At 71.2% G+C, this 21,475-nt stretch carries 26 protein-coding genes; 17 read left to right on the top strand and 9 right to left on the bottom strand.

The genetic code is table 11. The features are described 5' to 3' along the window. Positions 1-3 precede the first annotated feature (3 nt). Entirely contained in the window at positions 4-531 is a 528-nt protein-coding gene (locus tag M2163_RS29625; RefSeq protein ID WP_280895495.1) for a GtrA family protein, read from the top strand. Positions 532-582: 51 nt separating this feature from the next. Here the strand turns inward: M2163_RS29625 and M2163_RS29630 are convergent, their stop codons facing one another. Beyond that, complete coding sequence (locus M2163_RS29630) at positions 583-1,473, bottom strand: hypothetical protein (protein ID WP_280895497.1); 891 nt, start codon at positions 1,471-1,473, stop codon at positions 583-585. Between the two features lie 325 nt (positions 1,474-1,798). Here M2163_RS29630 and rplM point away from each other — a divergent pair, with 325 nt between their 5' ends. The 3 genes from rplM (at position 1,799) to glmM (ending at position 4,319) form a co-directional block, all read left to right on the top strand. Next, positions 1,799-2,242 carry a 50S ribosomal protein L13 gene (gene rplM, locus M2163_RS29635; RefSeq protein WP_280849841.1) on the top strand — a complete coding sequence of 148 codons (444 nt, stop codon included), beginning with the start codon at positions 1,799-1,801 and terminating at the stop codon, positions 2,240-2,242. Between the two features lie 42 nt (positions 2,243-2,284). Then, positions 2,285-2,806 carry a 30S ribosomal protein S9 gene (gene rpsI / locus M2163_RS29640; protein WP_123762524.1) on the top strand — a complete coding sequence of 174 codons (522 nt, stop codon included), beginning with the start codon at positions 2,285-2,287 and terminating at the stop codon, positions 2,804-2,806. 154 nt (positions 2,807-2,960) lie between these two features. Then, on the top strand, positions 2,961-4,319 hold the full coding sequence (gene glmM / locus M2163_RS29645; RefSeq protein WP_280849840.1) for a phosphoglucosamine mutase: 1,359 nt from the start codon (positions 2,961-2,963) through the stop codon (positions 4,317-4,319). A gap of 105 nt (positions 4,320-4,424) precedes the next feature. On the opposite strand, the gene M2163_RS29650 is transcribed toward glmM, so the two are convergent. From M2163_RS29650 to M2163_RS29660, 3 genes are all read right to left on the bottom strand, one after another. Next, entirely contained in the window at positions 4,425-5,345 is a 921-nt protein-coding gene (locus M2163_RS29650) for a DUF389 domain-containing protein (RefSeq protein WP_280895498.1), read from the bottom strand. A 26-nt stretch (positions 5,346-5,371) separates the two neighbouring features. Beyond that, positions 5,372-6,340, bottom strand: coding sequence for a type I pantothenate kinase (gene coaA, locus M2163_RS29655; RefSeq protein WP_179200376.1), 969 nt, complete (start codon positions 6,338-6,340; stop codon positions 5,372-5,374). Between the two features lie 80 nt (positions 6,341-6,420). Then, positions 6,421-7,353 carry a CbrC family protein gene (locus M2163_RS29660; protein WP_280895499.1) on the bottom strand — a complete coding sequence of 311 codons (933 nt, stop codon included), beginning with the start codon at positions 7,351-7,353 and terminating at the stop codon, positions 6,421-6,423. Positions 7,354-7,481: 128 nt separating this feature from the next. Here M2163_RS29660 and glmS point away from each other — a divergent pair, with 128 nt between their 5' ends. Beyond that, positions 7,482-9,329, top strand: coding sequence for a glutamine--fructose-6-phosphate transaminase (isomerizing) (glmS, locus tag M2163_RS29665; protein WP_280895500.1), 1,848 nt, complete (start codon positions 7,482-7,484; stop codon positions 9,327-9,329). Here glmS and M2163_RS29670 read toward each other — a convergent pair. The 3 genes from M2163_RS29670 to M2163_RS29680 all read right to left on the bottom strand — a co-directional run bounded on the left by M2163_RS29670 (position 9,290) and on the right by M2163_RS29680 (position 10,657). Next, positions 9,290-9,505: a DUF397 domain-containing protein gene (locus M2163_RS29670; RefSeq protein WP_280895501.1), complete on the bottom strand. Its 216-nt coding sequence runs from the start codon at positions 9,503-9,505 to the stop codon at positions 9,290-9,292. The two genes, glmS and M2163_RS29670, sit on opposite strands and share 40 nt — an antisense overlap. A gap of 97 nt (positions 9,506-9,602) precedes the next feature. Continuing rightward, entirely contained in the window at positions 9,603-9,824 is a 222-nt protein-coding gene (locus M2163_RS29675) for a DUF397 domain-containing protein (protein ID WP_280895502.1), read from the bottom strand. Further along, entirely contained in the window at positions 9,821-10,657 is an 837-nt protein-coding gene (locus M2163_RS29680; RefSeq protein WP_280849834.1) for a helix-turn-helix transcriptional regulator, read from the bottom strand. Before M2163_RS29680 ends, M2163_RS29675 begins: the two co-directional genes overlap by 4 nt. Before the next feature lie 203 nt (positions 10,658-10,860). Here M2163_RS29680 and M2163_RS29685 point away from each other — a divergent pair, with 203 nt between their 5' ends. Both M2163_RS29685 and M2163_RS29690 read left to right on the top strand, forming a co-directional pair. Then, on the top strand, positions 10,861-11,268 hold the full coding sequence (locus M2163_RS29685) for an ATP-binding protein (RefSeq protein WP_280849833.1): 408 nt from the start codon (positions 10,861-10,863) through the stop codon (positions 11,266-11,268). A 67-nt stretch (positions 11,269-11,335) separates the two neighbouring features. Further along, positions 11,336-11,707 (top strand): holo-ACP synthase, encoded by a 372-nt coding sequence (locus tag M2163_RS29690; RefSeq protein WP_280849832.1) that lies wholly within the window; start codon positions 11,336-11,338, stop codon positions 11,705-11,707. Positions 11,708-11,750: 43 nt separating this feature from the next. On the opposite strand, the gene M2163_RS29695 is transcribed toward M2163_RS29690, so the two are convergent. Continuing rightward, entirely contained in the window at positions 11,751-12,035 is a 285-nt protein-coding gene (locus tag M2163_RS29695) for a hypothetical protein (protein ID WP_280895503.1), read from the bottom strand. Between the two features lie 382 nt (positions 12,036-12,417). Between M2163_RS29695 and M2163_RS29700 the strand changes: the two genes are divergently transcribed. The 6 genes from M2163_RS29700 (at position 12,418) to M2163_RS29725 (ending at position 17,965) form a co-directional block, all read left to right on the top strand. Further along, complete coding sequence (locus tag M2163_RS29700; RefSeq protein WP_280895504.1) at positions 12,418-13,857, top strand: NAD(P)H-hydrate dehydratase; 1,440 nt, start codon at positions 12,418-12,420, stop codon at positions 13,855-13,857. A 102-nt stretch (positions 13,858-13,959) separates the two neighbouring features. Next, entirely contained in the window at positions 13,960-14,583 is a 624-nt protein-coding gene (locus M2163_RS29705; RefSeq protein WP_280895505.1) for a M23 family metallopeptidase, read from the top strand. An 86-nt stretch (positions 14,584-14,669) separates the two neighbouring features. Beyond that, positions 14,670-15,839, top strand: coding sequence for an alanine racemase (gene alr / locus M2163_RS29710; protein WP_280849828.1), 1,170 nt, complete (start codon positions 14,670-14,672; stop codon positions 15,837-15,839). 72 nt (positions 15,840-15,911) lie between these two features. After that, complete coding sequence (locus tag M2163_RS29715; protein ID WP_280849827.1) at positions 15,912-17,165, top strand: alpha/beta hydrolase; 1,254 nt, start codon at positions 15,912-15,914, stop codon at positions 17,163-17,165. Continuing rightward, the gene (tsaE, locus tag M2163_RS29720) at positions 17,137-17,643 is read left to right on the top strand and encodes a tRNA (adenosine(37)-N6)-threonylcarbamoyltransferase complex ATPase subunit type 1 TsaE (RefSeq protein ID WP_280849825.1); all 507 of its coding nucleotides are present in this window, start codon (positions 17,137-17,139) and stop codon (positions 17,641-17,643) included. Before M2163_RS29715 ends, tsaE begins: the two co-directional genes overlap by 29 nt. A gap of 148 nt (positions 17,644-17,791) precedes the next feature. Continuing rightward, positions 17,792-17,965, top strand: coding sequence for a hypothetical protein (locus M2163_RS29725; RefSeq protein WP_280849824.1), 174 nt, complete (start codon positions 17,792-17,794; stop codon positions 17,963-17,965). 6 nt (positions 17,966-17,971) lie between these two features. On the opposite strand, the gene M2163_RS29730 is transcribed toward M2163_RS29725, so the two are convergent. Then, positions 17,972-18,517: a hypothetical protein gene (locus M2163_RS29730; protein ID WP_280849823.1), complete on the bottom strand. Its 546-nt coding sequence runs from the start codon at positions 18,515-18,517 to the stop codon at positions 17,972-17,974. Between the two features lie 181 nt (positions 18,518-18,698). Here M2163_RS29730 and tsaB point away from each other — a divergent pair, with 181 nt between their 5' ends. Genes tsaB through M2163_RS29750 form a run of 4 tightly spaced genes read left to right on the top strand, consistent with a single transcriptional unit; the run spans position 18,699 to position 21,211 of the window. Continuing rightward, positions 18,699-19,352 carry a tRNA (adenosine(37)-N6)-threonylcarbamoyltransferase complex dimerization subunit type 1 TsaB gene (gene tsaB / locus M2163_RS29735; protein WP_280895506.1) on the top strand — a complete coding sequence of 218 codons (654 nt, stop codon included), beginning with the start codon at positions 18,699-18,701 and terminating at the stop codon, positions 19,350-19,352. Continuing rightward, entirely contained in the window at positions 19,349-19,879 is a 531-nt protein-coding gene (gene rimI, locus M2163_RS29740; protein WP_280849821.1) for a ribosomal protein S18-alanine N-acetyltransferase, read from the top strand. Before tsaB ends, rimI begins: the two co-directional genes overlap by 4 nt. Further along, complete coding sequence (gene tsaD / locus M2163_RS29745; RefSeq protein WP_280849820.1) at positions 19,872-20,957, top strand: tRNA (adenosine(37)-N6)-threonylcarbamoyltransferase complex transferase subunit TsaD; 1,086 nt, start codon at positions 19,872-19,874, stop codon at positions 20,955-20,957. Before rimI ends, tsaD begins: the two co-directional genes overlap by 8 nt. Continuing rightward, positions 20,954-21,211 carry a hypothetical protein gene (locus M2163_RS29750; RefSeq protein ID WP_280895507.1) on the top strand — a complete coding sequence of 86 codons (258 nt, stop codon included), beginning with the start codon at positions 20,954-20,956 and terminating at the stop codon, positions 21,209-21,211. Before tsaD ends, M2163_RS29750 begins: the two co-directional genes overlap by 4 nt. The last annotated feature ends 264 nt before the right edge of the window (positions 21,212-21,475 follow it).

The following is a 21,475-nucleotide window of genomic DNA, read 5'->3' on the forward strand; positions in this document are numbered from 1 at the left end:
ACGGTGAGCAGCGGACGTCACGCGCTTCCCTCCAGGTTCGGGAAGCTGTACCGCGAGATCGCGAAGTTCGGCATGGTCGGCGCGTCCGGCTTCGTGGTCAACCTCGTGGTCTTCAACCTCGTCAGGACCGTCACCGAGTGGCAGACCGTCCGGGCGAGCGTCCTGGCCACGGTCGTCGCGATCCTCAGCAACTATCTCGGCCTGCGCTACTTCGCGTACCGCAACCGGGACCAGGAGGACCGCAACAGCCGCAGGAAGGAGCTGACCCTCTTCCTGCTCTTCAGCGCGATCGGCCTGGTCATCGAGAACTCCGTCCTCTACGCCACGACCTACGGGCTCGGCTACGACGGCACGCTCGCCACCAACGTCAGCAAGTTCCTCGGCATCGGTGTGGCGACCCTGTTCCGCTTCTGGTCCTACCGCACCTGGGTCTTCAGGACGGCCGGGAGCCGGCGGGCGGCCGGCAACGTGCCGGATGCCGTCGTGCCGTATCCCGAGCCCGCCCTGAGCGGCTCCTGGGAGCGGTCCTGAACCGCGAGGGGCGCTGAACGAACCGGACCCGGCGCGCCTCGGCGCGCCGGGTCACTCGCTCGCGGCCGCCGACGCCTGGGCCTCGCCGCGGCGGTGGATCTGGCGGAAGGTGAACTCGGCCAGGTTGTCGCCGATGCTGAAGACCGCGGTGTCCTTCTCCGTGACGTTCTTGCCGCTGGCGAAGCCGGAGATGGTGAAGTACGCGTAGCGGCCGTAGGAGTTCGAGGTCGTGCGGCAGATCGCGGAGTTGCAGAAGGGCTTGACCGCACCGCCGGACAGCGACTTGACGATGTCCTTCTTGGTGTTGACCTGCCCCTTCGCCTTCGCCGCCTGGGCCTCCGTGTCGAAGACGGCCACACCGACGGTCACCGACACGCCGTCCTTGGTGTAGCTGACGCGCATGAACTGGGTGCAGCCGTCGGCGGCGAGGATCTTGCCGAGGCTGGCCTGGACGCCGTCGGTGGCGGCGCAGTTCTTCGTGTCGGAGGTCGTGCCCTTCTTGTACACGGTCGACCCCATGGTCAGCTGGGTGCCCGGGAAGAGGATCCGGGCGCTGAGCGGGGCCGTGTCCTTGGCCTTGCTGGCGATGAAGTCCTTCGGGTCCAGCGGCGGCGGGGCACTGGTCGGCGCGAACGACGGAGCGGTCCCGCTCGCGCTCGGGATCTCCGCGGCCGGCACCGAGGACGTCGGCTTGTTCGCCTCGTCGTCGCTGCCGTTCGCCGACACGACGGCCATCGCCACGGCGGTGCCTATCCCGACCGTGGCCAGCGCGCCGCCGACGATGAAGAACAGCCGGCGCCGCTTGTTGCGGATCTCGGAGGCCTCGGCGAGCGCCGCCCAGTCCGGAGTCTGCTCGCCCCCGCCGCTGCTCCACGGCTGCTGTGACTGCGGTTTCCAGGGATCCCACTGAGACGGGGGTCCCCCCTGCTGCCCAAAGCTCATGGGGCGCATCTTAGACGGGGTGCGGGAGGTGCCGTCGGGCCTGTGGACACTGGGCTCGGGACCTTTCCGGCACCGGTGCACATCTCGGCCGCGGGGGTGTGGTGCGGGGACTCGTTTTGACCCGTCCGTGGGACCCCGGGTATCCTGCTTCTTCGTTGTGTATAGGCCTGCTCATATTCACGCGAGTGGCCTTTACCTAGGTTCCCTGGAGCAGTTACCAGTGGGCGGCATACGGGGCTGACCCGGCCATTGTCGTCCCCAGCTGCACGATCGCTTCAGTGATGCCATGTGTCAGCACCCATCCACTGAAGAAGAAGGCTGCGAAGTGCGTACGTACAGCCCCAAGCCCGGCGATGTGACTCGCCAGTGGCACGTCATTGACGCTCAGGACGTCGTCCTGGGCCGTCTCGCCACCACTGCCGCCTCCCTGCTGCGCGGCAAGCACAAGCCGATCTACGCCCCTCACGTCGACACCGGTGACTTCGTCGTCATCATCAACGCCGACAAGGTGCACCTGTCCGGCAACAAGCGGACCCAGAAGATGGCGTACCGCCACTCCGGCTACCCGGGTGGTCTGCGCTCCGTCCGTTACGACGAGCTCCTCGACAAGAACCCCGAGAAGGCCATCGAGAAGGCCGTCAAGGGCATGCTCCCCAAGAACACCCTGGGCCGTCAGATGCTCTCGAAGCTGAAGGTCTACTCGGGCGACCAGCACCCGCACGCTGCCCAGCAGCCGGTGCCGTTCGAGATCACCCAGGTCGCGCAGTAAGTCCGGCCACCCCCTAAGACTGAACAGAATCTGAGGAGAATCGTGGCCGAGACCACCGTCGAGACGCCCGTCGAGGGCGAAGAGATCGTCGACATCGACAGCTACACCACCGAGTCCGAGGTCCCCGTCGAGGGCGAGTACACCTCGGAGTCGCTCGCGTCCCGCTTCGGCGACCCGCAGCCGGCCGCCGGCCTGGGCCGTCGCAAGAACGCCATCGCCCGCGTCCGGATCGTCCCGGGCACCGGCAAGTGGAAGATCAACGGTCGCACCCTCGAGGACTACTTCCCGAACAAGGTGCACCAGCAGGAAGTCAACGAGCCCTTCAAGGTGCTCGAGCTCGAGGGCCGCTACGACGTCATCGCCCGCATCGCGGGTGGCGGTGTCTCCGGTCAGGCCGGTGCGCTCCGTCTCGGTGTCGCCCGCGCGCTGAACGAGGCCGACGTGGACAACAACCGCGGCGCCCTCAAGAAGGCCGGATTCCTCCGTCGCGACGACCGTGCGGTCGAGCGCAAGAAGGCCGGTCTCAAGAAGGCCCGCAAGGCTCCGCAGTACAGCAAGCGTTAATCGCAGCTGCCTGTACGTCCGAACGCCCCGGCGGCACGCCACAGTGCCGCCGGGGCGTTCGTTTATCACAGCCTTAGGCGTATAACGGCACAAGGCGCTCAAAGGCTCATGTGATCGGATGATCTCCGTTACTGATGCTTTCTCAGGAGGACAAGTGGGACGACTCTTCGGCACGGACGGCGTGCGCGGTGTCGCCAACGCGGATCTGACGGCCGAGATGGCGCTCGGTCTGTCGGTCGCGGCGGCGCACGTGCTGGCCGAGGCGGGTACGTTCCAGGGCCACCGGCCGACGGCGGTGGTCGGACGTGATCCGCGCGCGTCCGGGGAGTTCCTGGAGGCCGCCGTGGTCGCCGGCCTCGCGAGCGCCGGGGTGGACGTCCTGCGCGTCGGAGTGCTGCCCACGCCCGCGGTGGCGTACCTGACCGGCGTGCTCGGCGCCGACCTCGGCGTCATGCTCTCCGCGAGCCACAACGCCATGCCGGACAACGGCGTCAAGTTCCTCGCCCGCGGCGGGCACAAGCTCGACGACGAGCTGGAGGACCGGATCGAGGCGATCTACGACGCGCACCGGCACGGTGAGCCCTGGGAGCGGCCGACCGGCGGCGGTGTCGGCCGGGTCCGTGACTACACCGAGGGCTTCGACAAGTACGTGGCGCACCTGATCGCCGTACTGCCGAACCGGCTCGACGGGCTGAGGATCGTCCTCGACGAGGCGCACGGCGCCGCTGCCCGGGTGTCGCCGGAGGCGTTCTCGCGGGCCGGCGCCGAGGTGATCACCATCGGTGCCCAGCCGGACGGGCTGAACATCAACGACGGCTGCGGCTCCACCCACCTCGACCTGCTGAAGGCCGCCGTCGTCGAGCACGGCGCGGACTTCGGCATCGCGCACGACGGCGACGCGGACCGGTGCCTGGCCGTCGACCACACCGGCGAGGAGGTGGACGGCGACCAGATCATGGCCGTTCTCGCGCTGGCGATGAAGGAGCGGGGCGCGCTGCGGTCCGACACCGTGGTGGCCACCGTCATGTCCAACCTCGGGTTCAAGCTGGCGCTGGAGCGGGAGGGGCTGCGGCTCGTCCAGACCGCGGTCGGCGACCGGTACGTGCTCGAGGAGATGAAGGAGCACGGGTTCGCCCTCGGCGGTGAGCAGTCCGGGCACGTCATCATCCTGGATCACGCCACCACCGGGGACGGGACGCTGACCGGGCTGATGCTGGCGGCTCGGGTCGCGCAGAGCGGGCGGTCGCTGAAGGAGCTGGCCGCGGTGATGGAGCGGTTGCCACAGGTTCTGATCAACGTGCCTGATGTGGACAGGGCGCGGGTGTCGACGTCCGCGGAACTGGCTTCCGCCGTCGCCGAGGCGGAGCGGGAACTCGGTGAGACGGGACGGGTGTTGTTGCGGCCGTCGGGTACGGAGCCGTTGGTGCGGGTGATGGTCGAGGCCGCGGACATCGATCAGGCCCGGTCGGTGGCGGGGCGGCTGGCCGATGCGGTGAAGTCGGCGCTCGGCTGAGTTGCCGGACAGGGGCAGGGGATCGGTGGGCGTCGCGGGCTGCGGGCCCGTTGTGGCTGGTCGCGCTCACGCGGCGGAGCCGCAGATCGACGCAGCCCCGCGCCCCTAACGGCGTTTCCGCCAGGCCCACTTCTGGAGCAGCAGGGTCACCGTGCCCGCCAGGACGATGCCCATGAGGTTCAGGAGGAGCTGTTCCGTCGAGCCCCAGGTCTGTCGGGTGTCGCCGTAGCTGAGCGCCACCGCCGCGTTGGCGGCCGCCGGAACCGTGGTGACCGAGATGGCCACGCCCACCAGGGCACCTGACTTGGCCGAGGTCAGGGAGAGGGTGCCGGCGGCGCCCGCGAGGACGGCGACGATGAAGGAGAAGGCGTCCGGGGCGTAGACGAAGCCGGTCTGCGGACGGTCGCCCTCCAGTTTGGCCTCGCTGAACAGGTTCAGCGCGTCCATGAAGAGACTGAACCCCACCGTCACGGCCATCGCCACGGCGAAGCCGACGAGCAGGGCGATCAGGGAGCGCAGCGCCAGGCGGGGGGCGCGCTGCACTATCGAGGTGGAGATCCCGGCGAGTGGGCCGAACTCCGGGCCCACCGCCATCGCGCCCACGATCAGCACCGCGTTGTCCAGCACCACACCGCAGGCCGCGATCATCGTGGCCAGGGTGATGAAGGCCAGGTAGGTGGCGGAGAGCGTCGACTCCTCGTGGGTGGCGTCGGTCATGTGCTCCCACAGGACCGCGTCCGCGCCCTCGCCGGGAGCCTCCGCCTCGGCCTTGTCGGCGCGTTTCGACAGGGACAGGTCGATGTTCTCGACCGCGATGGAGCCGTTGACGTCGAGGCCCAACCCCTGGAGGTCGCTGAGGAGTTCGTCGCCGGCCTCACGGGCGACGTCGCACAGGACGACGTCCCCCTGCGGGTTGCGGGCCGCGCCCGACAGCACGACGAGATGGGTGGTGCCGACCGTCCCCTCGATCAGACGCACCACGTCGGCGGTCTGGTCGGACGGCGAGATCAGGCGCAGATGCAGCATGACGCCTTTCTAACAGGCGCCGCCGACTACAGCTTGCGCAGGCTGAGCTTGCGCACCTTGTGGTCCTGGCCCTTGCGGATGACGAGGGTGGCGCGGCCGCGGGTGGGGGCGATGTTCTCCACCAGGTTGGGCTTGTTGATGGTCCGCCACAGGGTGCGGGCGTAGTCGAGGGCCTCCTCCTCCGAGACCTGGGTGTACTTCCTGAAGTACGAGTCGGGGTTCTGGAAGGCGGTCTGCCGGAGCTTCTTGAACCGGCTGAGGTACCAGCGCTCGATGTCCTCGGCGCTCGCGTCGACGTACACGCTGAAGTCGAAGTAGTCGGCGAGACCGACGCGGGTGCGGCCGTCGGTGCCGGGGAGGGCGGGTTGCAGGACGTTCAAGCCCTCGACGATCAGGATGTCCGGGCGGCGGACCGTGAGCCGCTGGTCCGGGACGATGTCGTAGATCAGGTGGGAGTAGACGGGGGCGGTGACCTCGTCCTTGCCCGCCTTGATGTCGGCGACGAAACGGGTCAGCGCGCGGCGGTCGTACGACTCCGGGAAGCCCTTGCGCGACATGAGCCCGCGGGCCTCCAGTTCCCGGGTGGGCAGCAGGAAGCCGTCGGTGGTGACCAGCTCCACGCGGGGGTGCTCGGGCCAGCGGGACAGCAGGGCCTGGAGGAGACGGGCGACGGTCGACTTGCCCACGGCGACCGATCCAGCGACCCCTATGACGAACGGGGTGCCGGACTGGGAGCCCTGCTCGCCGAGGAAGGTGTTCAGGGCGCCTCGGAGGCCGTCCGTGGCGCCGACGTAGAGATTCAGCAGCCGGGACAGCGGGAGGTAGATGTCCCGCACCTCGTCGAGGTCGATGACGTCACCGAGACCGCGCAGCTTCTCGACCTCGTCGGCGGTGAGGGGGAGCGGCGTCTTGTCGCGCAGCGCACTCCACTCCGCTCGGGTGAGGTCGACGTAGGGAGTCGCCTCCGGCTTGTGCCGGTGGGCGCTCCGGGGCATCGGGGAGACCGGAGAGATCACAGTCCATTGTTAACGGAGTTTGAACGGGGTGGGGGGTGGGGTGCGTCACGCGGGGCCCGTCACGTGGGGTCCGCGTAGGCGAGGTGGGTCGCGCAGACCCGGCAGCGGAAGAGGTACGCGGTGGGCTGGTCGTCCTTGTCGAGGGAGCCGAGGTAGTCGTCGAAGCCGTCGTGGGGCCACTGCCGGCGGAGGTGGTCGACGGCGTCCGGGTACTCGTCGAGCTCCTTCGCCCCGGCGCGACCGAGGAACTCGGCGCCGTCGCCGCAGTGCGTGAGCCAGGTCGGCGACTGCCGGGCGACGAACCCCGGTGTGCGCCTGAGGATCTTCGTCACGACGTCTTCGGGTACGTCCCCCTCGATGCCGTCGGCGAAGGTCGCGTCGTAGCGCTGGGCGGCCTTGCCGAAGGCGATGCAGTACGGGCAGATGCCGCCGTCCGGAGCGTCCGCGGCGTGGACGGGCCCGGTGTAGACCCAGCCGTTCTCCTGTCCGCAGCACACGCAGGGCTCGTCGGAGGCGGTGACGGAACCGGTGGCGACGGGGCTGGGGTGGTAGGGGAACGGGGGGAGGGCGGGGCGCCGGCGGGGTTCCGGCTGCGGGGAGATCACGAGCTGGATCGTCCGGCCGGTCAGGGCCCCGGGGGCCACGACGAGCGCTTCCGCGCGCAGGCTCTCCGGGAGGTGTCCGCGGTCGGCCTCGCTCGTGATGATCATCGGGCAGTCGAGCGGCATGACGCCCGCGCCGGTTCTTCGCACGAGCGCGGCCACGTGATCGAGGATCCGGCCGGGGGAGAAGCGGTGGAAGGTGAGCCCGAGGGCGTCGCCGTAGACCTCCGACCCACCGCCGTCCTCGGCTTCGAGGTCCCAGGACTCCGGCAGACCGGTGGGGGGCATGCCGCCCACCGTGACGGGGCCGAGGGTGTCGCGTATCGCGGATTCGTCCATGGGGGCGGGTTCCTCGTCCACGAAACGCCAGACGTACATGCTGTAGCTCACGTGGCTCCTACGACCAGTGGGGATCAGGGCCGGACGCCCATGATCGCAGTGTGCTCCGGCGCGGCGATATCCGAATCCGGGCACGAAGTGCCGTGATCCGGCGCCGCTCGCGCCCTAGGCTGCCGCGCATGTGCGGAATCGTGGGATACGTGGGGTCGCAGTCGGCGCTCGATGTCGTGATGGCCGGGCTGAAGCGGCTGGAGTACCGGGGGTACGACTCGGCAGGCGTCGCCGTGCTCGCGGACGGCGGGCTGGCGGCGGCGAAGAAGGCCGGGAAGCTGGTCAATCTGGAGAAGGAGCTGGTGGACCGGCCGTTGCCGACCGGGGTCACCGGTATCGGACACACGCGGTGGGCCACCCACGGCGGTCCGACGGACGCCAACGCGCATCCGCACCTGGACAACGCCGGGCGGGTCGCCGTCGTCCACAACGGGATCATCGAGAACTTCGCCGCGCTGCGGGCCGAGCTGGAGGAGCGCGGGCACGCGCTCGCCTCCGAGACCGACACCGAGGTCGTCGCGCACCTGCTCACCGAGGAGTTCTCGGCGACGGCCGACCTCGCGGAGGCCATGCGGCTGGTGTGCCGGCGGCTGGAGGGGGCGTTCACGCTGGTCGCGGTGCACGCCGACGAGCCGGATGTCGTGGTCGGCGCCCGGCGGAACTCGCCGCTCGTGGTGGGCGTGGGGGAGGGAGAAGCCTTTCTGGCGTCGGACGTGGCGGCCTTCATCGCCCACACCCGTTCCGCGATCGAACTCGGTCAGGACCAGGTCGTGGAGGTGCGGCGCGACGGCGTGACCGTCACCGGGTTCGACGGCCGGCCCGCCGACGTCCGCTCCTTCCGCATCGACTGGGACGCCTCCGCCGCCGAGAAGGGCGGCTACGACTACTTCATGCTCAAGGAGATCGCCGAGCAGCCGAAGGCGGTCGCCGACACCCTGCTCGGCCGTATCGACGCGGCCGGCTCCCTGACGCTGGACGAGGTACGCATCTCCGACGCCGAACTGCGGGAGGTGGACAAGGTCGTCATCGTGGCGTGCGGTACGGCCTTCCACGCGGGGATGATCGCCAAGTACGCCATCGAGCACTGGACCCGGATCCCCTGCGAGGTGGAGCTGGCGAGCGAGTTCCGCTACCGGGACCCGATCCTGGGACCGCGGTCGCTGGTGATCGCGATCTCCCAGTCCGGGGAGACCATGGACACCCTCATGGCGCTGCGGCACGCCCGCGAGCAGGGTTCCAAGGTGCTGGCGATCTGCAACACCAACGGTTCGACGATCCCCCGGGAGTCGGACGCGGTGCTGTACACGCACGCAGGACCCGAGGTCGCCGTCGCGTCGACGAAGGCGTTCCTCACGCAGCTCGTGGCGTGTTACCTCGTGGCGCTGTACCTGGGGCAGGTGCGCGGGACCAAGTGGGGCGACGAGATCTCCGCCGTGATCCGGGACCTGTCGCACATCTCCGGCGAGGTCGAGCGGGTGCTGGAGACGATGGAACCCGTGCGGGCTCTGGCCCGGTCGCTGGCCGGCAAGGACACCGTGCTGTTCCTCGGCCGTCATGTCGGCTACCCGGTCGCGCTGGAGGGTGCGCTGAAGCTCAAGGAACTCGCCTACATGCATGCCGAGGGCTTCGCGGCAGGCGAGTTGAAGCACGGGCCGATCGCGCTGATCGAGGAGGACCTGCCCGTGGTCGTGGTCGTACCGTCACCCCGGGGGCGGTCGGTGATCCACGACAAGATCGTGTCCAACATCCAGGAGATCCGGGCCCGGGGCGCGCGCACGATCGTCATCGCGGAGGAGGGGGACGACACGGTGGTGCCGTACGCCGACCATCTGATCTGGATCCCGGCCACCCCGACGCTGCTCCAGCCGCTGGTGGCGACGGTGCCGTTGCAGGTGTTCGCGTGCGAGCTGGCGACCGCCCGGGGCAACGAGGTGGATCAGCCGAGGAATTTGGCGAAGTCGGTCACGGTGGAGTGAGGCGCCTTCAGTTCGTTGAGGAAGGTGACGAAGGCTTCGGTCGGGAGGGTGAGGGTGGCGCCGGCCGGGGCCTTGGAGTCGCGGATGGATATGTGGGTGGGGTGGGTGGCGATCTCGACGCAGTTGTTGCCGTCGCCGCCGCCGGAGTAGGACGACTTCCGCCAGTTCTCGGTCACGGGGTGCCTCACAGTTCCTTGGCCAGCCGCTGGTGGCGACGGTGCCGTTGCAGGTGTTCGCGTGCGAGCTGGCGACCGCCCGGGGCAACGAGGTGGATCAGCCGAGGAACCTGGCGAAGTCGGTCACGGTGGAGTGAGGCTCCTTCAGTTCGTTGAGGAAGGTGACGAAGGCTTCGGTCGGGAGGGTGAGGGTGGCGCCGGCCGGGGCCTTGGAGTCGCGGATGGATATGTGGGTGGGGTGGGTGGCGATCTCGACGCAGTTGTTGCCGTCGTCCGGTCCCGAGTAGGTCGACTTCCGCCAGTTCTCCATGGGCCTCACAGCTCTTTCGCCAGCCGCTTGATGAAGTCGCGCGACCGTCCGGGGTCGAGTGATACGGCTTCCACTTTACGGAAGCGCGTTCGAAAGGCGGCGAGTTGAGCCTCGGAGTCGATGAAGGCGGGGCCATGGGGCACGTCACGCACCACCGTGTCCAGTTTGGGGAGGGGGCCGCCGGCGTACGACATGGTGCTCGCGGCTGAGGCGAAGTCGTCCAGGTCGAAGGGGATGACGCGAACGGTGATGTCGTCCGCCTCGGAGAGTTCGAGGAGCCGGAGGAGCTGGGCCCTGGAGGCGGCACGGTCACTGACCCTGATCCGCAGGGCCGACTCGTGGATCACCGAGGTGTACGCGAGGGTGATCTGCTGGCGCCTCATGCGGTGCTGGACACGCAACGCGAGCTCGTCCTGGGTGAGTTCGGGAACCCTGGCGGAGAAGACGGCACGGGCGTAATCCTCCGTCTGAAGCAGTCCCGGTACGTACAGGATCGCCACCTCGTGCAGGAAGGCGGCGTGGTGCTCCAGCTCGGCGAGGTCCAGGAACGAGGTGGGCAGCCGGCCCCGGTACTCCTCCCACCAGCCGCGTGTCCGGTCGGTGGCCATCGCCACCAAGGCGTCGATGAACTCCTGGTCCGTGCAGTCGTAGTGCGATGCGAGGCGACGCAGACGCTCGTCGCTCACCCCTGCGAGTCCGGATTCGATCTGGGTGATCTGGACGCGATTCGCCCCGAGCAGCGCCGCGGCCTCGATGGTGGTGAGCCCGGCACCCTCGCGGAGCCTTCGCAGCTCCACTCCCAGGCGCATTTGACGCGCAGTCGGTTCGCGCCTCAGGACCATCGATTGCTCCTCGGTTCAACATGCCCGCAGACGTGGCTCGTTCGAGGGCAGATTACGCGATCCGCTTGCTATGTATTACATGAAAGCCCTACCTTCTGTGACGTAGCGAACACGTTGCGGAAGCGCACCGCCCCGTCCTGTGGGACGGCCTCGGCGGCACTGCCACCGCAACAAACCCCCGCCCGACGAAACGGAGTTGCCGCATGCCCGAAAACGATCCCTGGGAGTACACCCTGTACATCCCGAACGACCTCCGAGCCGTCACCGTCGCCCGCCGCACCCTGCGCCTGATCCTCACCCTGCACGGTCTGATCCGTCTGACGGACACCGCGGAGCTCCTCGCCGCGGAGTTGGTCTCGAACGCCGTACGGCATACGAAGGGGCCGGCCGCGCTGCGGGTGCGCTGGTCGGCCGGGGTGCTGCGGATCGGCGCGTGGGACGCGGACCCCGAACCGCCCGAGCCGCCGGGTGATGTGGACCTGTTGCGAGAGGCGGAGGAGGGGAGGGGGCTGGCGTTGGTGAAGGCGTGTGCCGACCTGTGGGGGTGGCAGCCGTTGGCCAGACAAGGCAACCGGGGGAAGTACGTGTGGTGCGAGCTGGCGGCGGGCTGACCGGTCGGTGGGCGGAACGGGTCTCCACCTTCCCCTCGGGAACCACGGGAGATCGTAAAGTGCCCGGATGAGCATCATCGGGGTCGGTATCGACGTCGCCGAGATCGAGCGGTTCGCGGCGTCGCTGGAGCGTACGCCGGGGATGGCCCGGCGGCTGTTCCTGGACAGTGAGCTGATGCTGCCGAGCGGGGAGCGGCGCGGAGTCGCCTCGCTGGCCGCCCGGTTCGCCGCGAAGGAGGCCCTGGCCAAGGCGCTCGGGGCGCCGGCCGGGCTGCACTGGACCGATGCCGAGGTGTACGTGGAGGACAGCGGGCAGCCCCGGCTGCGGGTGACCGGGACCGTCGCCGCACGGGCGGCCGCGCTCGGGGTGCGGTCGTGGCACGTGTCGCTCAGTCATGACGCCGGGGTCGCCTCGGCCGTGGTGATCGCGGAGGGGTGACCTCCGGCAACCTCCGGAACCTCCGGCACCGCCGTCCCGACTCTCAGGCTGCCTGGTCCCAATCCGCGCGGACGTCCATCTCGGTCTGCGGGTCGTGGCCGCCGCCTCTCGCCTTCTCGCGAGCGCGCAGTGCGGCCCAGGCGACGGCACACGCGCAGGTGAGGAACCAGGGCAGTGGCCAGAGGGTGTCCCACCAACCCGCCTGCGGCGACACGGTGAGGTCGACCGAGGCCGCGCTCCAGGCGGCGGCAAGACTCCAGCACAGCAGGCGTCCGGCCCAGCGGACGGCCAGGGCGAAGTGTCCGGCGGGTCTGTCCGGATCGGTCATCGCGGAATGTTCCTCCACGGAATGGGCGACCGCCGCGGATGCGGCTGAGCTCGCCGAAACGCCCTCAGTGTGCGGTTTGGGGGGCGTTCCGCACAGGGGTGGGCCGGGGCGGGCGTGACGTCTGAGACGGCCCCAGGTCCGGGCATATGCCCACAAGTACGTGATGGTGCCTGGTGAGCGCTTACGTGTCGAGTGAGGAACAGGAGTGAATCTGGCCGGAAGTGATCGCATCGGACTGTGTTATTCCGCCTGATCCCGTAGAGAACGCGCTTTCAGGTGTCCGTCACGTCATCGTTGTCGTCCGGAACTGATCGTTCCTGAGCCCTCGGCGCGCAGGGCCTGTCTTGTTCATCTCCGCTCGCGACGGGGGAGACTCGATCCCATGCGTACTGCGTACAACGTGGAGACGGTCAGGGCCGCCGAGCGGGAGTTGATGGCACGGCTTCCGGACGGCGCGCTGATGCAGCGGGCGGCGGCCGGGCTGGCCGCGGCCTGTGCCGACCTGCTGGGGCGGGTGTACGGCCGCAGGGTCGTGCTGCTCGTCGGAAGCGGCGACAACGGCGGGGACGCCCTGTACGCGGGCGCGCGCCTGGCGCGGCGGGGCGCCGGAGTGGCCGCCGTACTGCTCGCGCCCGGACGCGCCCACTCCGCGGGGCTGGCCGCGCTGCGGCGGGCCGGGGGGCGGGCCGTGGGAGTCGAGGGTGCCGAGCGGCTGATCGAGGGGGCCGATCTGCTGCTCGACGGGATCGTGGGGATCGGCGGCAAGGGCGGCCTGCGGCCCGACGCCGCCCGGCTGGCCGAGGTGGCCGACAGGTCCCGGGCCGCCGTCGTCGCCGTCGACCTGCCGAGCGGCGTCGACGCCGACACGGGGGAGGTGCGGGGAGCGGCCGTACGGGCCGACCTGACCGTCACGTTCGGGACGCACAAGCCGGGGCTGCTGATCGATCCCGCGCGGGAGTACGCCGGGTCGGTGCGGCTCGTCGACATCGGGCTGGGGGCCGTCCTGCCCGACGCGGCCGAACTGGAGGCGCTGCAACACGCAGACGTACGGCGGCTGTTGCCCGTGCCGACCGGGGAGAGCGACAAGTACCGGCGAGGAGTCGTCGGGATCGCCGCCGGCTCCGCGCGGTACCCGGGCGCCGCCGTGCTCGCCGTGTACGGGGCGCTGCGGGGCGGCGCCGGGGCCGTACGGTACGTCGGGCCCGCCGCGGACGCCGTGATCGCCCGCTTCCCCGAGACGCTCGTCTCCGACCGGGGGCCGAAGAAGGCCGGACGGGTGCAGGCGTGGGTCGCCGGACCGGGAGCCGGGGACGACGCCTCGGCCGTGGGCGAGGTGCTGGCCTCGGACGTGCCGGTGCTCATCGACGCGGACGGGCTGCGGCTCGCCGACCGGGACGCCGTACGCGCGCGTACCGCGCCGACCCTCATGACCCCGCACGCCGGGGAGGCCGCCGCGCTCCTCGGGGTGCCGCGCGAGGAGGTCGAGGGAGCCCGGCTGGCCTCGGCGCGGGAACTCGCCGGGCGCTACGGCGCGACCGTGCTGCTCAAGGGCTCGACCACGCTGGTCGCCGACGCGGGCGGCGGGGCCGTACGCGTGAACCCGACCGGCACGGCATGGCTGGCCACCGCGGGCAGCGGGGACGTCCTGTCCGGCCTCGCGGGGTCCCTCCTCGCGTCCGGGCTCAGCGCCCTGGACGCCGGCAGCGCGGCCGCGTACCTGCACGGCCTCGCCGGCCGGTTCGCGGCGGACGGGGCGCCGGTGGGAGCCCACGACGTGGCCGAGGCGGTCCCGGCGGCCTGGCGGGACGTCACGGATGCCTGACCGCACCGGCAGACGGGTGCACGGGCGCGAACTAGTACCTGATGGGACCAATACCCGTCGGTCGAATATGCGGAGCCGAAAGAGCGATGTTTCGCTGGCCGCATGGATGAGCCAAATATACGCGGCACCACCCGGCGTGAACTGCTGGGAGGAGCGGCAGTCGTTCTGGGGAGTCCCGTTCTCGGTTTCCGCGGGGACAACCCGGAACCATTAGAGGAAGAGCCCGGCGGCAACTGCGGCAGCGACTACGACGAGGAGTTCGAGGAGCTGCTGGCGGCCGTCGAGGACGTCGAGGTCAGCGACCGTTCCCTCGCACCGGCCAAGTGGACTCGCCCCATCCGGAAACGGGCCAGGGTGACCATGCGCTACGGAGTGCGGGGAAACTGGCTGGCCGGTTACCACACCGGAGTGGATCTCGCGGTGCCGAAGGGAACCCCGGTGTACGCGGTGGGCAGCGGCGTCGTCGTCCTGGCCAGCTGGTCGGGGTCGTACGGAAAGGCCGTGACCATCAAGCTGAGCGATTCCCGCTACGTCGTCTACGCCCACCTGTCGCGCATCTCGGTCGCGCGCGGCGCCAAGGTCAAGGCCGGCACCCGGATCGGGAGCAGCGGCGCCACCGGCCGCGCCACCGGCCCGCACCTGCACTTCGAGGTGCGTGCCCGGCGCCCGTACGGCTCCGACATCGACCCGGTGAAGTACCTGGCCCGGCACGGTCTGATCCTGTGACACCCGCCTCGCGGCACGCGCGTGCGGGTGCGTCCAGGGACGCGCTCATCGGCGGTGTCGGTCGCCTCTGAGACACTGGGGGCGCCATGAACGAGACAGCAACTGCCCCGACCGCACCGCTGCGCGCCCGCGCCGAGATCGACCTGGCCGCGCTGCGTGCCAACGTGCGGACCCTGCGCGCCCGCGCGTCGGGAGCCGCCGTCATGGCCGTGGTCAAGTCCGACGCGTACGGCCACGGCGCGGTGCCCTGTGCCCGCGCCGCGGTCGAGGCGGGCGCGCGCTGGCTCGGCACCGCCACGCCGGAGGAGGCTCTGGCGCTGCGCAAGGCCGGGCTGCCGGGGCGGATCATGTGCTGGCTGTGGACGCCCGGCGGCCCCTGGCGGGAGGCCATCGAGGCCGACCTCGACGTGTCCGTCAGCGGGATGTGGGCGCTGCGCGAGCTCGTCGCGGCCGCCCGCGAGGCCGGCGTCCCCGCGCGCGTGCAGCTCAAGGCCGACACCGGACTCGGACGGGGCGGCTGCCAGCCGGGCGGGGACTGGGCAGAGCTGGTCGCCGAGGCCCTGCGCGCCCAGTCCGAAGGACTCCTGACGGTCACCGGCCTCTGGTCGCACTTCGCCTGCGCCGACGAGCCGGGGCACCCCTCCATCGCCGCCCAGCTCGCCCTCTTCCGGGAGATGCTGGCGTACGCCGAGGGTCAGGGCGTGCGCCCCGAGGTGCGGCACATCGCCAACTCGCCCGCCACGCTCACTCTCCCGGAGAGCCACTTCGACCTCGTCCGGACCGGCATCGCGGTGTACGGCATCTCGCCCAGCCCCGAGCTGGGCGTCCCCGCCGACTTCGGCCTGCGCCCGGTGATGACGCTGTCGGCGTCGCTCGCGCTCGTCAAGCGCGTGCCCGGCGGCCACGGCGTCAGCTACGGCCACCACTACGTCACCCCCGGCGAGACGACCCTCGGCCTGGTGCCCGTCGGCTACGCGGACGGCGTCCCGCGGCACGCCTCCGGCGCCGGACCGGTGCTGGTCGACGGCAAGTGGCGCACGGTCGCCGGGCGGGTCGCCATGGACCAGTTCGTGGTGGACCTCGGCGGCGACGAGCCCCCCGTCGGCACCCGGGTCGTGCTCTTCGGCCCCGGTGACGGGGGCGAGCCCACCGCGGAGGACTGGGCGCAGGCCGCGGGCACGATCGCTTACGAAATCGTGACCCGCATCGGAACGCGCGTTCCCCGCGTCCATGTGAATGAGGAACAAGCGGGGTAACCGCACATTGCGCGTCGGAACAGCGCGTCGCGCGACACCGGTTTCACCCGACCCAGCGAACAGGAGCGGTACGTGAGCGAGAGCAGTGCGGAGGCCGTCGTCGACGCCGCCGCCTCGGTGGCCCTCGCCTCCGCGGCGGGGGCGGGCGCCGGCTGGCGCCGGGCGACCGGCCTCGCGGGGGCCGCGATAGGCGTGGTCGCCGCTGGGGCCGCGGCGGGCGTGGCCATCGAGCGGCTCACCGTCGGGCGCGGCATGCGGCAGAAGGCGCGGCTCGCCCTCGACGCGGCCGGCCCGTACGGCGCACTGCGCGGCACCCCCGGCAAGGCGTACGCCGACGACGGCACCGAGCTGTACTACGAGGTCGACGACGTCGACCCGGAGGCGGGTCCCGCGCTGTCCCCGCGGCGCCGCAGGCTGTTCGGGCGCAAGGCCCCCGCGCCGGTCACCGTCGTCTTCAGCCACGGCTACTGCCTCAGCCAGGACTCCTGGCACTTCCAGCGCGCGGCGCTCAGGGGCGTCGTACGGACCGTGCACTGGGACCAGCGCAGCCACGGCCGGTCCGGGCGGGGGGTGCGGCAGGTGCAGGACGGGGTGCCGGTCGACATCGACCAGCTCGGCCAGGACCTGAAGGCCGTCATCGACGCGGCCGTCCCGCAGGGGCCGATCGTGCTCGTCGGGCACTCCATGGGCGGGATGACCGTCATGGCACTGGCCGACCAGTACCCCGAGCTGATCCGCGACCGGGTGGTCGCGGTGGCCCTGGTCGGCACGTCGTCCGGGCGGCTCGGCGAGGTCAACTTCGGGTTGCCCGTCGCCGGCGTCAACGCCGTGCGGCGGGTGCTGCCGGGCGTCCTCAAGGCGCTGGGGCAGCGGGCCGACCTGGTGGAGAAGGGGCGCCGGGCCACCGCCGACCTGTTCGCCGGGATCATCAAGCGCTACTCCTTCGCCTCCCGGGACGTCGACCCGGCCATCGTCCGGTTCGCCGAACGGATGATCGAGGGCACCCCCATCGACGTGGTCGCCGAGTACTACCCGGCGTTCGACAACCACGACAAGACCGCCGCCCTCGCCCACTTCGCGGACAAGCCGGTGCTCGTCCTCGCCGGGGTCGGCGACATGGTCACGCCCAGCGAGCACAGCGAGGCCATCGCCTCCCTGCTGCCGGAGGCGGAACTGGTGCTCGTCCCCGACGCCGGGCACCTGGTCATGCTGGAACACCCGGAAGTGGTCACCGACCGCCTCGCCGACCTCCTCACCCGCGCGGGTGCGGTGCCCGCAGGGGCTACCGTTGGCGGTTATGGAAGCAGTACCGCGCAACCCGGTTGAGACCGAGCTGACCGTCACCTCCCCCGAGCAGATGCGCGAGCTGGGCCTGAAGCTCGCCAAGCTGCTGCGCGCCGGGGACCTCGTGATGCTCAGCGGCGAGCTCGGCGCGGGCAAGACGACGCTGACCCGCGGACTCGGTGAGGGGCTCGGGGTGCGGGGGGCCGTCACCTCGCCGACCTTCGTGATCGCCCGGGTGCACCCGTCCCTGGGGGACGGACCGCCGCTGGTCCACGTGGACGCGTACCGCCTGGGCGGCGGGCTCGACGAGATGGAGGACCTCGACCTCGACGTCTCGCTGCCGGAGTCGGTGATCGTCGTGGAGTGGGGCGAGGGCAAGGTCGAGGAGCTGACCGACGACCGGCTCCAGGTGCGGATCCACCGCGCGGTCGGGGACACGGCCGACGAGGTGCGGCACGTGACGTTCACCCCGGTCGGTGAGCGGTGGGCGTCGGCCGACCTGGGTGTGCTCACGGCCTGACCACCGCGCGTTCCGGTGCACGTTCCGACAATCCGTCGACAAGATGTCGGCAAGATATTGCATCGGATGTCCGGTGCGTGGTCACATGGTACCCAGCTCGTAGTTAGGTGTACCTAACTACGCCGCCCCCGAACTCCAGGAGGCGTCCATGTCGGCCACCGAGAACCGGCCCCAGCCGCAGCCGTACGCGCTCGCCGGCGGTGTGTCCATGCGCGATCTGCTCGCGTCCTGCGCGGCGGCGGAGGCCGTCTCCACACCACCGCGGGTGCCCGATCCGGGCACGGCGCGGACGGCCGGCGCCGACCGCCCCCAGGCCGCCTGAGCGAGGTCAGTGGATCACCGCGACCCTCGCGCCGATCGTCGCGAAGGCCCACATCGCCTCGCCGTCCTCGCGTGACTCCCGGATGCCGCCCGTCGGCACGGCGGTCGCGGAGGCGGCTGCGGCCTCCCGTACGGCCGCGCTGAAGCCGATCGCCACACCGTCGACGCTGGTGAAACGGACCACGTGCTCGATGGGGATGCCGTCGGTACCGGTCACGGAGTTGGAGCGGGAGGTGACCGCGTAGACGCCGGGGGCGGGGTCGATGGTGCCGGGGGCCACCTCGAAGGTACGGGCGACCCTCTCGTCGGCGCCGACCAGCCAGACGCGGTTGTCGTCCAGGGAGTACACGACACGCCGGCCGGCGCCCGAGCCCGGCGGCAGTGCGGCGGGGTTCCGCTGATCGCGGGGGACCTTCGAGGCGACGGCCGCCGGGGTGCTGCCGGTGTGGGCCCTGCCGGGGACCGTCGCGGCGGCCTGGTAGGCGAGGAAGCCGACCGTCGCGAGGGCCGCCGTGGTGAGGGCGGTCACGAACGCCGCGTTGCTGGTTGCCACCGGTCACCTCTGGAGTGCTTGGTCCTGATTTGTGGCGACCGTAGCAGCTCGCCGAGCACGTTCCGCGCCGTCGCGCCCGGCCGCGCCCGAACCGCGGAAACCCGGGTGCCGCAGATACACCCCCGGGTGCCTCTGGCGGCCTGCGGCCACCCAGGTGCTCCCGGAGCCGTAGGCTGTTTGCGTGCTCTTGCTCGCTCTGGATACCGCCACCCCCGCCGTGACCGTCGCCCTGCACGACGGACGGGACGTCGTCGCCTCGTTCCGTCAGGTGGACGCGCGCCGGCACGGGGAGCTGTTGCTGCCGGCCGTCGACCGGGTCCTCGCCGACGCGGGGGTGAAGCTGGACGCGGTCACCGGGATCGTCGTGGGAATCGGACCCGGGCCCTACACCGGGCTGCGCGTCGGGCTCATGACCGCCGACACCTTCGGGCTCGCGCTCGGCATCCCCGTGCACGGCCTGTGCACCCTGGACGGACTCGCCTACGCGTCCGGCATCGAGGGCCCCTTCGTCGTGGCGACCGACGCCCGGCGCAAGGAGGTCTACTGGGCCACCTACTCCGCCCCCCGCACCCGTGTGAGCGACCCCGCGGTCGACCGGCCCGCCGACATCGCCGAGCGGGTCCAGGGACTGCCCGCGGTCGGCGCCGGGGCGCTGCTCTACCCGGACACCTTCCCCGACGCCCGCGAGCCCGAGCACGTGTCGGCCGCCGCGCTCGCCGCCCTCGCCGCCGAGCGGATCGCGGCCGGGGAGGAACTGCCCGCTCCGCGCCCGCTGTATCTGCGGCGGCCCGACGCCCAGGTCCCCAAGAACTACAAGGTGGTCACCCCCAAGTGACCGCACCCGAGACTCCTGTGCTGCGCGAGATGCGGTGGTGGGACATCGACCCCGTCCTGGAGCTGGAGAAGGACCTCTTCCCGGAGGACGCCTGGTCCCGGGGCATGTTCTGGTCCGAGCTCGCGCACTCCCGGGGGCCCGACGCCACCCGGCGGTACGTGGTGGCCGAGGAGGGCCGGCGGATCGTGGGGTACGCCGGGCTCGCCTCAGCCGGTACCGCATCCGACAGCGACTCCGCCGCGGGGGCCGACGTCCAGACGATCGCCGTCGCCCGCGACCACTGGGGCACCGGACTCGGGGCGACGCTGCTGACCGAGCTGCTGCGGGCCGCGACCGCCTTCGAGTGCGCCGAAGTGATGCTGGAGTGCCGGATCGACAACATCCGCGCCCAGAAGCTCTACGAGCGCTTCGGCTTCGAGGCCATCGGCTTCCGGCGCGGCTACTACCAGCCGGGCAATGTGGACGCCCTGGTCATGCGACTGACCGACCCTTCAACATCCGTACGAGGAACCGAGATCAATGGCTGACGAACCGCTTGTCCTGGGCATCGAGACCTCCTGTGACGAGACCGGCGTCGGCATCGTCCGGGGCACCACCCTGCTGGCCGACGCGATCGCCTCCAGCGTCGACGAGCACGCCCGGTTCGGCGGTGTGGTGCCGGAGGTCGCGAGCCGGGCGCACCTGGAGGCCATGGTCCCCACCATCGACCGTGCGCTGAAGGAGGCGGGGGTGAGCGCCCGCGACCTCGACGGCATCGCCGTCACCGCCGGTCCCGGACTCGCCGGTGCCCTCCTCGTCGGGGTCTCCGCGGCGAAGGCGTACGCCTACGCCCTCGGCAAGCCCCTCTACGGCGTCAACCACCTCGCCTCCCACATCTGCGTCGACCAGCTGGAGCACGGGGCGCTGCCCGAGCCGACGATGGCGCTGCTGGTGTCCGGCGGGCACTCGTCCCTGCTCCTGTCGTCCGACATCACCTCCGACGTCCGGCCGATGGGCGCGACCATCGACGACGCGGCCGGTGAGGCCTTCGACAAGATCGCCCGCGTGCTGAACCTCGGCTTCCCGGGCGGTCCGGTCATCGACCGCTACGCGCGCGAGGGCGACCCGTCGGCGATCGCGTTCCCGCGCGGACTGACCGGGCCGCGCGACCCGGCGTACGACTTCTCCTTCTCCGGCCTGAAGACGGCCGTCGCCCGCTGGATCGAGGCCAAGCGGGCCGCGGGCGAGGAGGTGCCGGTGCGTGATGTGGCGGCCTCCTTCCAGGAGGCGGTGGTGGACGTGCTGACCCGCAAGGCCGTGCGGGCCTGCAAGGACGAGGGCGTCGACCACCTGATGATCGGGGGCGGCGTGGCCGCCAACTCCCGGCTGCGGGCCCTGGCCCAGGAGCGCTGCGAGGCCGCCGGGATCCGCCTGCGGGTCCCGCGCCCCAAGCTGTGCACCGACAACGGCGCGATGGTCGCCGCCCTCGGCGCCGAGATGGTGGCCCGCAACCGCCCGGCCTCCAGCTGGGACCTCTCCGCCGACTCCTCCCTGCCGGTGACCGACCCGCACGTGCCGGGCCACGACCACGTGCACGAGGTCAGCAAGGAGAACCTCTACTCGTGACGGTCGCGCTGATGTGGGAGGCCCGGGCGGTCGCGGGCCGCGGCGAGGCGCTGCTCGCCTGGGCCCGCCGACAGGAGCTTCCCGTACGGCCGTTGCGCCGGGAGACCCTCCGCGCGCCGCAGGACCGCGTCCTCGTCATCACCTGGTGGGACGCGGCCTACGACGCCGACCTGCCCGAACTCCCGGAACCGGCCGGCGACTTGGTCGCCCGCGCGGTGCACCGGTGGCGCTTCGAGTCGGTGGCGGCGGACTGAGCCGGGGGGCCGGCTCGGTGCGGTGTGCGGGTGGGCGCGGTGATTCTCCCGGCTTTCGAGGAGTCGGTGCGGTGGGCTGAGCCGAAACGGTCCGGTGTTCGGGTGGGCACGGTGATTCTCCCGGCCTTCGGGCGTTGCGTGCCGGACTCCCCGATGCCGGGGCGGTGTTCGCCGAGGGCTTCGGGGAGTCGGTGGGGTGGGCTGAGCCGGGAGGGGCCGGGCTCGGTCCGGTGTCCGGACGGGCGCGGCGATTCTCCCGGCCTT

It is taken from the genome of Streptomyces sp. SAI-135, assembly GCF_029893805.1.
Classification (GTDB): domain Bacteria; phylum Actinomycetota; class Actinomycetes; order Streptomycetales; family Streptomycetaceae; genus Streptomyces.

Bases quoted from the DNA above. Each gene is read 5' to 3' on its own strand.
- tsaE (WP_280849825.1), top strand. From the start codon at position 17,137: ATGGAAGCAGTACCGCGCAACCCGGTTGAGACCGAGCTGACCGTCACC.
- glmS (WP_280895500.1), top strand. From the start codon at position 7,482: ATGTGCGGAATCGTGGGATACGTGGGGTCGCAGTCGGCGCTCGATGTC.
- M2163_RS29725 (WP_280849824.1), top strand. From the start codon at position 17,792: ATGTCGGCCACCGAGAACCGGCCCCAGCCGCAGCCGTACGCGCTCGCC.
- alr (WP_280849828.1), top strand. From the start codon at position 14,670: ATGAACGAGACAGCAACTGCCCCGACCGCACCGCTGCGCGCCCGCGCC.
- coaA (WP_179200376.1), bottom strand. From the start codon at position 6,340: ATGCCCCGGAGCGCCCACCGGCACAAGCCGGAGGCGACTCCCTACGTC.
- M2163_RS29690 (WP_280849832.1), top strand. From the start codon at position 11,336: ATGAGCATCATCGGGGTCGGTATCGACGTCGCCGAGATCGAGCGGTTC.
- M2163_RS29685 (WP_280849833.1), top strand. From the start codon at position 10,861: ATGCCCGAAAACGATCCCTGGGAGTACACCCTGTACATCCCGAACGAC.
- M2163_RS29705 (WP_280895505.1), top strand. From the start codon at position 13,960: ATGGATGAGCCAAATATACGCGGCACCACCCGGCGTGAACTGCTGGGA.
- tsaD (WP_280849820.1), top strand. From the start codon at position 19,872: ATGGCTGACGAACCGCTTGTCCTGGGCATCGAGACCTCCTGTGACGAG.
- M2163_RS29695 (WP_280895503.1), bottom strand. From the start codon at position 12,035: ATGACCGATCCGGACAGACCCGCCGGACACTTCGCCCTGGCCGTCCGC.
- M2163_RS29630 (WP_280895497.1), bottom strand. From the start codon at position 1,473: ATGAGCTTTGGGCAGCAGGGGGGACCCCCGTCTCAGTGGGATCCCTGG.
- M2163_RS29650 (WP_280895498.1), bottom strand. From the start codon at position 5,345: ATGCTGCATCTGCGCCTGATCTCGCCGTCCGACCAGACCGCCGACGTG.
- M2163_RS29680 (WP_280849834.1), bottom strand. From the start codon at position 10,657: ATGGTCCTGAGGCGCGAACCGACTGCGCGTCAAATGCGCCTGGGAGTG.
- M2163_RS29700 (WP_280895504.1), top strand. From the start codon at position 12,418: ATGCGTACTGCGTACAACGTGGAGACGGTCAGGGCCGCCGAGCGGGAG.